The 12,515-nt window shown below is 44.9% G+C and carries 11 protein-coding genes and 1 pseudogene; 8 read left to right on the forward strand and 4 right to left on the reverse strand.

Annotated elements, in window-relative coordinates:
* Positions 1–344 precede the first annotated feature (344 nt).
* The 5 genes from QZW82_RS19515 (at position 345) to QZW82_RS19535 (ending at position 7,951) form a co-directional block, all read left to right on the forward strand.
* Entirely contained in the window at positions 345–2,297 is a 1,953-nt protein-coding gene (locus QZW82_RS19515; protein WP_293151401.1) for an FAD-dependent oxidoreductase, read from the forward strand.
* A gap of 797 nt (positions 2,298–3,094) precedes the next feature.
* Entirely contained in the window at positions 3,095–4,255 is a 1,161-nt protein-coding gene (locus QZW82_RS19520) for a low temperature requirement protein A (protein WP_293151404.1), read from the forward strand.
* 91 nt (positions 4,256–4,346) lie between these two features.
* Positions 4,347–5,033, forward strand: coding sequence for a bifunctional 2-polyprenyl-6-hydroxyphenol methylase/3-demethylubiquinol 3-O-methyltransferase UbiG (locus tag QZW82_RS19525; RefSeq protein WP_293151407.1), 687 nt, complete (start codon positions 4,347–4,349; stop codon positions 5,031–5,033).
* Entirely contained in the window at positions 5,033–6,103 is a 1,071-nt protein-coding gene (locus QZW82_RS19530) for an aromatic ring-hydroxylating dioxygenase subunit alpha (protein WP_293151410.1), read from the forward strand. Before QZW82_RS19525 ends, QZW82_RS19530 begins: the two co-directional genes overlap by 1 nt.
* 159 nt (positions 6,104–6,262) lie before the next feature.
* Complete coding sequence (locus QZW82_RS19535) at positions 6,263–7,951, forward strand: DUF262 domain-containing HNH endonuclease family protein (RefSeq protein ID WP_293151413.1); 1,689 nt, start codon at positions 6,263–6,265, stop codon at positions 7,949–7,951.
* A 101-nt stretch (positions 7,952–8,052) separates the two neighbouring features.
* Here the strand turns inward: QZW82_RS19535 and QZW82_RS19540 are convergent, their stop codons facing one another.
* Positions 8,053–8,523: a hypothetical protein gene (locus QZW82_RS19540; protein WP_293151416.1), complete on the reverse strand. Its 471-nt coding sequence runs from the start codon at positions 8,521–8,523 to the stop codon at positions 8,053–8,055.
* Between the two features lie 150 nt (positions 8,524–8,673).
* Here QZW82_RS19540 and QZW82_RS19545 point away from each other — a divergent pair, with 150 nt between their 5' ends.
* Positions 8,674–9,021 (forward strand): type II toxin-antitoxin system RelE/ParE family toxin, encoded by a 348-nt coding sequence (locus tag QZW82_RS19545; protein ID WP_293151419.1) that lies wholly within the window; start codon positions 8,674–8,676, stop codon positions 9,019–9,021.
* A complete protein-coding gene (locus QZW82_RS19550) occupies positions 8,990–9,376 on the forward strand; it encodes a transcriptional regulator (RefSeq protein WP_293151422.1) in 387 nt (128 codons plus the stop codon). The genes QZW82_RS19545 and QZW82_RS19550 overlap by 32 nt, the downstream gene beginning before the upstream one ends.
* A gap of 112 nt (positions 9,377–9,488) precedes the next feature.
* Here QZW82_RS19550 and coaBC read toward each other — a convergent pair whose 3' ends face one another.
* From coaBC to QZW82_RS19565, 3 genes are all read right to left on the reverse strand, one after another.
* Positions 9,489–10,691, reverse strand: coding sequence for a bifunctional phosphopantothenoylcysteine decarboxylase/phosphopantothenate--cysteine ligase CoaBC (gene coaBC, locus QZW82_RS19555; RefSeq protein WP_363318787.1), 1,203 nt, complete (start codon positions 10,689–10,691; stop codon positions 9,489–9,491).
* Between the two features lie 542 nt (positions 10,692–11,233).
* Positions 11,234–11,446: a DUF2555 domain-containing protein gene (locus QZW82_RS19560; RefSeq protein ID WP_096830400.1), complete on the reverse strand. Its 213-nt coding sequence runs from the start codon at positions 11,444–11,446 to the stop codon at positions 11,234–11,236.
* A 45-nt stretch (positions 11,447–11,491) separates the two neighbouring features.
* Positions 11,492–12,118: an alpha/beta hydrolase gene (locus tag QZW82_RS19565; RefSeq protein WP_293151427.1), complete on the reverse strand. Its 627-nt coding sequence runs from the start codon at positions 12,116–12,118 to the stop codon at positions 11,492–11,494.
* 309 nt (positions 12,119–12,427) lie between these two features.
* On the opposite strand from QZW82_RS19565, the pseudogene QZW82_RS19570 reads away from it, so the two are divergent.
* Positions 12,428–12,515: pseudogene (locus QZW82_RS19570) on the forward strand (IS1 family transposase); the annotation flags it as partial.

Consider the following 12,515-nt stretch of genomic DNA (forward strand, 5'->3'; position numbering starts at 1 on the left):
TCTATGAATTTTAGGTGATAGATTGTACGGTTGGGTTTGGGTGTAGCGGGCGTAACATTACTTTACAATAGCCCTGGAAACATCATACCTGAGATAGATTAATTTCCGATCGCGCGATCGACTCACTACATCTCAGTAATGTGTCTGAGTATTTCTGCCAGGATCGTGTCTTAGGTCTTATGATGTATGGCTGATAGCATATACCTCATCGCGGAAGAATTTTAGAGACAACCGCCGATTTGAGATGTTTTTGGGTACAAGTCCCCGGAAACATTTGGCAATCGCCTCTAAAATCTAAAACCTGAAATCTAAAATCCGACGACATATTTGTTTGCACCAGCTTTATGAGTGAATCAACCAATCCACCGCTATCTCCACCAGTTTCTCGACGAACCGCCCTCAAATTCCTCGGAGTCGGTGCCGCAGGCGGGCTGCTGGGCTACTCTCGATTGTCCAAGCCCGAACCCGCCGTTTTCGTGCAAGATACTCTTGACTTGCCACGAATGCTGAATAAACCCAAAACCGTTGCAGTTGTCGGTGCAGGCTTAGCAGGGCTCGCCTGTGCTTACGAACTGAGTCAGCGGGGTTTCGCCGTGACGCTGTTGGACAAATCGCCCCAACTCGGCGGTAAAATTGCTAGTTGGCCGATAAAAGTCGGGAACGAAACCTTTATGATGGAACACGGTTTTCACGGTTTTTTCCCCCAATACTACAACCTCAAAAGTGTGGTCAAAGAACTAGAAATTACCGATAACTTTGTATCTTTAGAATCCTACGCCGTTGTGTTTCGAGACGGCAAATACAAACCAGAAGTTTTCCGTCCAAACCATTCAGCTTTCCCCTGGAATATAGTTGATTTGGGGATATCTTCTCCCAACCGGCTCAAGTGGGGAATCAATCTAACAAAACCCGCTCACTGGCAAGTTTTTCGGGAAATCGGCGGTTTTCAAACTCAACAAAGTTTTGCTCGCCTCGACAACATATCAGTTGCCGACTGGGTAAAAGGTGAATTCCCGCGCGGACTTTACGACTTGTATTTTCTGCCTTTTGCCAAGTCCAGCCTCAACGCTCCCGACGAATTGAGCGTGGGGGAATTAATGCAATTCTTCCACTTTTACTTTTTCGGAAATCCCGAAGGTTTGGCCTTCAACGGCACGCGGCAAGATATGGGCACTTCTTTAGTGCAGCCGATTGCCAGATCCATTGAAAGTAAAGGTGGCAAAGTATTGACAGATGTCGCAGTTAGTGGAATTCACTGGCAAAACGGTCAGATTGATTCTTTGACTTATCAGTCGGGAGAAGTGCAAAGTAAAGTACCTTTTTGGGTGAAGCGAAATACGCTATTAACTGACAGCAACTCTACGGAATATTTCGGCGCTGGCGACAGCGTGTTTGCCGCCGCACCTGGAGGAAAAGAGGCAATTTCTCTGAGCTGTACTCACCAAGGCTGCACGGTTCAGAAACAAAATGACGGTCAATTTCACTGTCCTTGTCACGGGGCAGTTTTTGATGCTGATGGGCGAGTTGTGAGCGGGCCTGCTCAACGGGATTTGCCTCGATTTAAAGTAGTGGATAAAAAATCCGATGAGATACAGTTAGCCGCAGCTCCGAATAAGTCGCAACCGCAGAATGTGGCGGAAACATTGAAGGCTGATTATTATGTATTTGCGGCGGATGTTCCGGGGATGCAGCATTTGTTTAGTTTGGCCAGCGGTGAGGTGAATCCGCAGGTGCACAGCCGAATTGAGGAATTGAAAATAGCAGATCCGTTTGCGGTTGGCCGTTTTTGGTTCGATCGCGATTTTCCCTGGGAGCACAGCAATTTCAGTTCGCTCTCGGGCTACAAACTGACTGATAGCATCACACTTTACCATAAAATTCAGGATCAGTTCATCGAGTGGCATCAGAAAACTGGCGGCAGTGTAGTGGAATTGCACGCTTATTGTTACAAGGAGAAGGAATTTCCCAACCAGAAAGTTTTGCTGGCTACTTTTGAGCAAGAATTGTATGAAATTGTACCGGAATTAAAAGCAGCAACTCTGCTGCACCGGGAGTTAGTAAATCAAAATAATTTCTCGGGCTATCCGCCCGGTAGTTATGCGGAAAGGCCGGAGACTTGCTGCGCTGTTCCCAATCTGTTGTTTGCGGGAGATTGGGTAAAAATGCCTTTTCCTTGCGGTTTAATGGAAAGGGCGGTGAGCAGCGGTTTGTTGGCAGCTAATGCTATTTTATACCAGGAGGGTTTGCAGAGGCGATCGCTCTTGACGGTGAATCCCGAAGGCGTGCTGAAAATCTAGGATTTGCAGCGGGGCGGATTTTCAATCGTGTCCGCACGAACAAAAACTGGTTCGTAGTGAGGACTTTAGTCCTCAGGAAAAGAAGGACTAAAGTCCTCACTACGAACCTTAACAAAAACTGTTCGTAGTGAGGACTTTAGTCCGCATCCATAGAAGGACTGAAGTCCTCACTACGAACCTTAACAAAAACTGGTTCGTAGTTAGGACTTTAGTCCTCAGGAAAAGAAGGACTAAAGTCCTCACTACGAACCTTAACAAAAACTGGTTCGTAGTTAGGACTTTAGTCCTCAGGAGAAGAAGGACTAAAGTCCTCACTACGAACCTTAACAAAAACTGTTCGTAGTGAGGACTTTAGTCCGCATCCATAGAAGGACTGAAGTCCTCACTACGAACCTTAACAAAAACTGGTTCGTAGTTAGGACTTTAGTCCTCAGGAAAAGAAGGACTAAAGTCCTCACTACGAACCTTAACAAAAACTGTTCGTAGTGAGGACTTTAGTCCTCAGGAAAAGAAGGACTAAAGTCCTCACTACGAACCTTAACAAAAACTGGTTCGTAGTTAGGACTTTAGTCCTCAGGAGAAGAAGGACTAAAGTCCTCACTACGAACCTTAACAAAAACTGGTTCGTAGTTAGGACTTTAGTCCTCAGGAGAAGAAGGACTAAAGTCCTCACTACGAACCTTAACAAAAACTGTTCGTAGTGAGGACTTTAGTCCGCATCCATAGAAGGACTAAAGTCCTCACTACGAACCTTTTTATTTTATTTCGAGTGAAATTAGCACACAAAACATTGGTTTATGGCTAAAAGAATCTGGTGGCAAAAACCGCAAATCCGCACCGACGAAGAACAGCACTTGCACCGGAAAGTTAGCTGGCTGGAACTGTTTTTTGACCTGGTATTCGTAGTAGTTATTGCCGAATTGTCGCACAATTTGGCGATCGATGTTTCTTGGGCAGGCGCGGGCAAATACACATTGCTATTCTTGCCCGCATGGTGGGTTTGGATCGGTGCAACTTACTATAACGAGCGGTTTGAGACAGAAGGAATTGAAAATCGCTTGTTTACATTTCTCCTAATTTTGTCTGTAGCGGGATTGGCGGTATTTTCCCACCACGGTTTAGGAGAAACCTCTGTGGGTTTTGCCTTATCTTACGTATTTGCGCGATCGATTGTAACTGTTCTCTGGTGGCGGGCAGGCTACCACGAACCGAGTTTCCGCCCGACTGCGAAACGGTTTGTCATGGGTTCTAGTATTTCGATCGCCTTTTTTATCTTATCCGTTTTCGTACCTCCCCCAACACGTTTTATCTTGTGGGTAATTGGGTTATTTATCGATATCAATACCCCGATATTTACCGTCAAACACCAAGCAAAACTGCCCCAATTTAGCAGTTCCAGACTTCCCGAAAGATACGGACTATTTATGATTATCGTTTTGGGGGAAGCCGTAGTCAGCGTAGTTCAAGGATTGGCCGCCAAAGAACACTTTGATTTTGCCGATGCCATCACTGGAATTCTGGGAATGACGCTAACTTTCGGTATCTGGTGGATATACTTTGATTTTGTCGCTCGCAGGCCTCCAAAACCTGCAACTGGTTGGGTATTTACTTGGGGATATTTGCATATGCCGTTGGTAATGTCGGTGACAGCAACGGCGGCGGGAATCAACAATATGATTGCCTCGAAAGCAACAGTGCTCCCTTTGAACGTGCAGTGCTTAATTTGCGGTTCTTTAGCGATTTCTTTGGCTGTGATTGCTCTCCTGGAAACCACTTTGCGCCGAGATGAGGACGAACCCGCTCACCCGATATGGAGTCCTGCCTTAAAGTTAGCTGCGGCGGTTGTGACACTAATTGTAGGTCTTTTCGGAGGATTAGGAGCGATCGCTCTCCTGAGTTTGTTGGTAATATTACTAGCAATTCAGATGAGTTACGGTTTGTGGGTGTGGTTTCGCTGAGGAGAAAAGTCAGAGCTTGGGAAAAAAAACATCCGCGTGGCTTTGGGTGCATCTGCGGGTAAAATGTTGAATGAGTATAAAGCAAGAATAGATGCTGAAGAGTAACTGGAAAATTCCCAATAAATCTGTAACGTTTGATGATTTTGCAACAGAATACGATTTCGCTGCTACCTTGGAAAGCCAGAACGATTTTTTTACTAAAAATCTGTCTTCCAACAAAGGTACAGCATTAGATATTGGCTGCGGTTCTGGCATTCTGGCTTGGGAATTAGCTAAGTATTACGAGCGTGTAGTGGCGGTAGATTTATCAGCAAAAATGCTGGCTATTGCTAGTCAAAAACGCTCAGCCCCCAATATCGAATACATCCAAATGGATGCCAGTCAATTAGCGTTCGATCGCCAATTTGATTTAATAGTTAGTGCCGCCACTTTTCACCACCTACCCAACCTACCCGTCGCCCTCTCAGGCATTAAGAACTTGTTAAACCGCCAGGGTAAAATTGTCTTTTTAGATAATGTCTCGGAAGTCGAAACACCAGCCACCCTCGGCTACATCATAGGTGCAATCAGAAATTTTATTCCCGATTGTTCTAAATACGGATTTCGCGATGCTTCAAGATTGTTGAAATTTAGATTGTCGCCAAGCTGGTTGAAGCATTTAGCGAGCGACAGGTATTTGTCAGAAGGGAGATTTAAAAGAATTTACGGTCGTTGCTTTCCCGGCTGTTATTTTGTAAGATTGGGTTGTTCTATGGGCGTAATTTGGGAAAATTTGTAATGCAAAATAATGCGATCGAATCGGTATCTGCAAGGGTACAAAAAACTCACATCCGCGAGTTGGGCATTAATTTGGAGCAATGGTATGCAGTCGCCCGCAGCACAGAGGTACAGAGTCAGCCCCTAGCTGCGATATTGTGGCATCGGGCGATCGTGCTTTTCCGCGACAGTGCAGGCAAAATCAACGCTTTAGAAGATAGGTGCCCGCACCGACAAGTTAAACTCAGCCACGGCAAAGTTAAAGGCGATTTAATCGAATGCGCCTACCACGGATGGCGTTTAAATGCAAGCGGAGAATGCGCGGAAGTCGATTATTTAGCAGAAAACCAAAAGCTACCTAACTGCAAAATTCGCTCCTATCCAGTCAAGGAGCAAAACGGTTTTATCTGGCTGTTTCCCGGCGACGAAACCCAATCCGAAAAAATAGATTTATTGGATTTGCCCGAGTGGGAAGATCTCAATTATATTGCCACAGTATCAGTCATCGACTGTCAGGCGCACTATTCATTTTTAATTGAAAACTTGATGGATATGTACCACGGACACTTGCACGATGATTGGCAAGCTTGGGCAAATCCAGTATTAGATACTTTGGCAGAAGACGAGCATCAAGTAACAGCTCGCTATCAAGCACAAAGTTATTACAAAATAGATAAAATTTGGTCAATTTCCCAGTTATTTTTTAAGTCTCTGCGCCGACTGCACCCGGAACCGCTTGATGTGAGTTATGTTTACCCGCACTGGGTTTCAACATTGGGAAGCGACTTTAAGATTTACTGCTTGGTTTGCCCGGTAAGCGAGACAGCAACTCGCGCTTATTTAATTCATTTTACCTCATTAAATGCGTTTTGGCGGCTGCACAAATTGCCTGTGTGGTTTCGCAAGTTTATCAAAGATAGTTGTTTTGGTGCTGCTCAAAAGTTATTAGATGGTTTGGTGCGGCAGGATGTATTGATGATTGAGGAAGAACAGCAGGCTTTTTTGCAAAATTCGGAAAGAAAGAGTTACGAATTAAATCGGGCGTTGGGTAGCGTGCAAAAGTTGATGAGAAGTCAGGCAGAAAATGGGTGATTCAGCCGCAGATTGACATCTGCGGCGCGACGAATGGAACCAGCCTGCACAGGCTAAGTTGAGAGTTCTCCTTTCCAAGCTTGAGCATGGTATTCTAGCAACAGGGAAAATTGACTTTCGGGAAGCAATTACCAAGCACACCTAACAGAGGAACCAAGCATGAACCGTGTCAGCATCAAGGGTGAACAACATCCGATTAAAAAAATCTTTAGCGATGACTTTATGTTCACCATTCCCCTCTACCAGCGTCCCTATGCTTGGACAAAGGAGGAAGCTGGGGAACTGCTGGAAGACCTGCTAACATTCTTGGGAGATGGTAACGAGACGATTGATGAACTCAACCCCTACTTTCTAGGCAGCATTGTTTTGATCAAATCGGAGCAGCCAGCCGCTGAAATTGTAGATGGTCAGCAACGTCTAACGACTCTCACCATACTACTAGCTGCTCTCAGGGCATCATTGCCAACAGAACACGCCAATGACTTGACCACTTATCTATACCAAAAAGGCAGCTTAATCGCGAATATCTCTAATCGTTACCGTCTGACTTTGCGCGAGCGAGATGCAGATTTTTTCAAGACATATATTCAAAATGAAGGTGGTATTAACAAGCTCCAAGAATTAAACACTGCTGAGCTGATGGATAGTCAGAAGCTTATTAAAGAAAATGCACATTTATTCTTGCAACGTTTGCAGACTATCGCCGAATCTCACCATATACGTCTTGCCCAGTTTATCATTACCCAGTGCTACTTAGTAGTGGTTTCTACGCCTGACTTTGACTCGGCGTATCGGATATTTTCTGTGTTGAATAACAGGGGATTGGATCTCTCCATAACTGATATCTTGAAAGCCGACATTATCGGAAAAATACCGGAAAGCCAACAAGAAAAATATACTAAAAAGTGGGAAGATACCGAGGAGAATCTGGGACGCGAGTTATTCAAAGATTTGTTTTCTCATATTCGCATGATTAAGGAAAAGAAAAAACTTAGCAAGAGTATCCTTAAAGAGTTTCAAGAAAACATCAATCCTGCGGCTGGGCCTCAGCAATTCATTGATGAAATTTTAGTTCCTTATGCTAAGGCTTTTTCGGACATTTACAACTCAACCTATGAAAGCGAGGCGCGTGCAGAGGAAATTAATCAACTATTTAAATGGTTAAACAAAATTGATAATTTTGACTGGGTACCACCTGCCATTCTCTACCTATCTCGCAACCGTAACCGTCATAACCCCGATAATTTGGTGCGTTTCTTTATAGATTTAGACCGCCTTGCCACAGGTTTAATGATTGTCCGCGCCAATATTAATGAGCGCATAGAACGTTACAGTAGATTGCTTACTGCTATTGAGCAAGAGGAAGATTTATTCAATTCCTATTCACCGCTTCAGTTTACTCCTGAAGAGTCAAACAATATCCTTAGAGTCCTCGATAGTGACCTTTACCTAATGCCAAAAATTCGTCGTTATGTTTTGGTGCGCTTAGATGCTGCTCTGTCAGAAGGCGAAGCATCTTACAACTTCTCGAACATTACTGTCGAGCACGTACTTCCCCAAAATCCAGGTGCTAATAGTGAGTGGATGAAGTGGTTTGCTAATCAGCAAGAGCACGCTCAATATGTACATCGTCTTGGCAACTTAGTTTTACTATCTTGTGCGAAAAACACTCTGGCACAAAATTATGATTTTGATGTGAAAAAACAGAAGTATTTCACCACTAAAACAGGTGTTTCACCCTTTGCACTTACTACTCAAGTGCTGCGGGAACAGGAATGGACGCCAGAAGTAATCGCTCGACGGCAGAAAGAGCAGATTAATGTTCTCAAGAATCTTTGGCGCTTATAGGATAATTGAATTTGATATCAAATTGCTCTAATCTGTCCATCAGCACAAAACCATCTGCGTCCATCTGCGGTCAAAAAAATCTAAATCCCGCAGTACAAACGTTACTTTTTAGCCCGCTGCTGCTGGTAAACGCTGACGACTTTATCCGCATAAGTAGCAGTTGCGCCGCTTTTGCAAGCTGCGGATTCTCCTGTCATCCACCAGCAAGCGGCGCGGCGGATAGCGGTTAATTCATTGTTGCTGCTAGCTTTGTATTCGTCGCGCAGCAAATCGCCGACGATACAGGTAACAATTGTTTTGGCTTTTGTGGTGTCGGCTTCAAATTGTTGCGGTGTTAAATCTTGTTTGGTACAGAATTTTGCCCAACGGGAAATATTATTCGGTAAAACTTGCCACTGACTGTACATTCCGTCATTTGCGGTTTGCGGCGGCGCGGCTTGTCGCAGGGCTTCTACGAGGGCGGAAACTTGGGCGTCGGTGACTGCGGCTGCGGCTGGAAGTGTTTGCAATCCGAGACTAATTATCAAGCTGCCGAATAGTAGATTGGTTTGTGCGATCGCTCTTAAGTTCATTCACAATTCCCTGTTTTAATCAAAGTTTCTTTCCTGCACAAGGTTTACCTAAAAGGCGATCGAATGCCTCTGTCTTAAGTATGATTTGCTTGGGGAAGGCGGTGGCGATCGCGTTTATGATAGAAATTGGCCAAGAATTAAGATAAAATTATGGAAGTACAACCCAGGGAAATTACAAGTTACGGTACATCAGATGGCAAATTTCCTTTCGACGAGTGGCTTGATTCCGTGCGCGATCGGAATATCAAAGCTAGAATCAAGTCTAGGCTTGACCGAGTTCAACAAGGCAATCTCGGAGATGTCAAGTCAGTAGGAGAAGGAGTTTTTGAACTCAGAATTAATTATGGGCCGGGCTACCGCGTCTACTTCGGACAAGTTGGGTTGACAATTGTAGTCATCCTAGTAGCCGGAGATAAAAGCACTCAAGAACAAGACATTCGACAAGCTATAGTATACTGGGAAGATTATGAAAAACGTGAAAGCACCGACAAGTCATAGCTACCGCGAGTACCTAATTGAATCTCTCAAAGAGCCGGAAGAAGCTGCTGCCTATATCTGGGCTATTTTGGAAGAAAAAGACCCTGAACCCGCACTCCTGAGAAATGCCATCAGAAATGTGATTGAGGCTAGAATCAGGATGAATGCTCTTTCGGAGTCAGCAAAAGAACTTCACGAAAAACTCGATCGGATGCTGACTGAAAGTGGCGGTTCGGAAATTTACAGTTTGGTAGAATTGCTCGAAGCGTTGGGATTTAAACTAGAAATTACGATCGCAAATATTGAGTTGCCGGCCGAGTCGGAATCAACGACTTTTGTAGAATCAGAATTATGCCCGGAACCAGCAAATTTATAGCAGATTGCAGCTTCATTTCCATCGAAGTAAAGGTTAATGTAGGTTATCTGTTGTGTGGGGCGGGTTTATATAAATTGTTTGCGGGTATTAAATATTATTGGTGAACCCGCCCCTACGTATCCATTACAAAATCTAACAGTCGGTGAGCCATTTCTAGCTTGCTGCAAAGTGCGATTTCTACTTGTTTGCCGGCGGCATTAATTAATATTGCTTGATTGGTATTGCTGCCGAAACCTGCACCTATTTGATCGATCGGGTTTGCGGCAATTACATCCAGCTTCTTAGCCCGCAATTTCTCCACCGCAGGCTTGACAATATCTCCAGTTTGTGCTGCAAAGCCGATGAGTTTTTGGTGCGGCTGCTTCAAGTTCCCCAACTCTGCCACAATATCGGCTACGGGTGCTAACGGTAAAGAATTGGGGAGCGATCGCTTTGGCAATTTCTCATTACTGCGATCGACTGGTTTGACATCCGCAACCGCCGCCGCCATCACCGTCAAATCGGCATCGTGAAAGCATTCTAGCATCGCCTGCCGCATTTCTTCGGCGCTGGTAACTGCGATCGCCCGTACACCAGACAGCGGCAATTCCCCAGTTATGCTGTGTACCAGCGTCACAGCCGCGCCACGATGCAGTGCAGCTTGCGCCAAAGCAATCCCCATTTTGCCGGTGGAAGGATTGCCGATAAACCGCACCGGATCGAGGTGTTCTCGGGTTCCTCCCGCGCTGATTAACACCCGCTTACCGGCTAAATCTCGATCGCCCTTAGCATACAACAGCGACTCAATATGAGGCAAAATCTCATGAGGTTCAGCCATTCTACCGACACCCGCGCGATCGCACGCCAGCATTCCCGCCCCCGGATTCGCCGCATGATAGCGCCGATAACTCAACACTTCCCGCCAATTCCGCTGCACCGCAGGCTGTTCCCACATATCAGTATTCATCGCCGGCGCCAGCAAAATTGGGCAAGTAGAAGCTAAAACAGTATTAGTCAGCAAATTATCAGCAAAACCCCCCGCCAGCTTAGCCAAAGTATTAGCAGTCAGGGGAGCGATCGCAAAAACTTCCGCCCATTCTCCCAGTTGAATGTGCAGCGGGCGGCCGTGATTTGCTTGCCAAAAATCCTTGTCAGTAAAAGCAGGATGGCGGGAAAGAGTAGCAAAAGTCAAAGGCGTGACAAACTCCCCGGCTGCATCAGTCAGAATCACTTTAACTTCAGATCCAGCTTTTGCTAAAGTTGAAACTACTTCACAAACTTTGTAAGCCGCAATCCCGCCACTAACGCCGATTAAAATTCGTCTACCTTTCACCATAGGATTTTATATTTTAGATAAAATACGACTTACTTATAATATTATTTGGATTTAAGATTGGTTAGTAGTGAGGACTTTAGTCCGCATCCATGAAGGACTAAAGTCCTCACTACAAACCTGATAAGATTGGTTAGTAGTGAGGACTTTAGTCCGCATCCATGAAGGACTAAAGTCCTCACTACAAACCTGATAAGATTGGTTAGTAGTGAGGACTTTAGTCCGCATCCATGAAGGACTAAAGTCCTCACTACAAACCTGATAAGATTGGTTAGTAGTGAGGACTTTAGTCCGCATCCATGAAAGGACTAAAGTCCTCACTACAAACCTGATAAGATTGGTTAGTAGTGAGGACTTTAGTCCGCATCCATGAAGGACTAAAGTCCTCACTACAAACCTTGTTTCATATTCTCATAAAAAAGAATCAAGAAAGAAGTTGAGATGAAAAAAGACAAAAATCCATAACTCATCTGTTCAATCCGCAACAAAATATGCTGCTAACTTCTTCCTCAATTCCGTCGAAACTTTGAGCTAGATTTTTAAGCCTATGCTTCGTCGTAGGCTTCCATATCCAGAAGGTGGAGATAGGGTTCAACCATCTCCGGCCGCTGAAAGGCAAGCGATCGCAACAAATGCCAATCATTCAATCCCTCAAAAGGATCTGTATAATCGTCAACTTCCAAACGGACAGCCAATTCTGCCACGTCCTCAGAAGTAAGTACAGCAATATCGCGCGATGCTTTGGTTAAAGTTTTCATTTTTTTCCCCTGCCCGAGACTTCCGCCATACTATATCCTAAGCCTTTAATCAGATTTAGACACAGTTTCTACAACAAAACTTCGCATTACATCTACAACTTCCGGGATAATCTCGTGTCCCATGTTAAATTCTCGATACTGCACCGGTGCTCCCCAAGCAGTCAAACTCTCGCGCGATCGCACCGCCGCACTAACGGGCACAATAGTATCTTGAGTACCGTGCACGATCGAAACAGGTGGCAAAGCAATCCCAGCAACTGGTGAAATCGACGAATGCAAATAACCGCTCAAACAAATTAAACCCGCTAGGGGCAAAGTCAAGCCCACATCCAGAGTCATCGCCCCGCCTTGAGAAAAGCCACCTAAAATCGTGCGAGACAAAGGCACGCCCGTGCTGCTTTCCAAAGACAGCAATAATTCCTTCAGCAATTCCCTGCTTTCTACCAATCCCTCAGCATCTTTGTTTGCTAGGTCATACCACATTTTGCCACCCATTACCTGAGGATGGGGAAACGGGGCGTCGGGAAACACAAACTGATAATCCGGCAAATTGAACGCCGGTGCTAACGCAGTCAAATCCCGAGCATTAGCACCCCATCCGTGCAAAGCGACAATTAAAGCGACTGGTTTGCGATCGGTGGTTGGCGGAATGCTAATAAATTGTAAAGACATCGTAATTAGTAATTGGTAATCAGACCTTACTACAATGATAAATTGTCGCGGCGCGTAAAATCCCAGATATTTGTTTTCGGTAATATTTAAATGTAAATTAGGATGTGCTTGCTAATAATATCGTTTCCGGTTGCATCGGTATTGTTTAAACTGTCAACTGTCAATTAAGGATCGCAAATTAAATAATTTATACATATTTGTGGGATGGGCGTCCCGCCCGTCTAGAAAGAACGGGTTCTCCCGCCCATCCCACAATAACAATAAAAATTGGGCGTTGCTGAGTTAGAGTATGAATAGGAGGAATAATTTATGCAATGCCCTGAATGTAAATCAACCCATATCCGTAAAAACGGCAAGAAGAAAGGAAAACAAAATCACATTTGTGTCCAATGCAGTC

This window comes from Microcoleus sp. bin48.metabat.b7b8b9.023, from assembly GCF_013299185.1.
Classification (GTDB): Bacteria; Cyanobacteriota; Cyanobacteriia; order Cyanobacteriales; family Microcoleaceae; genus Microcoleus.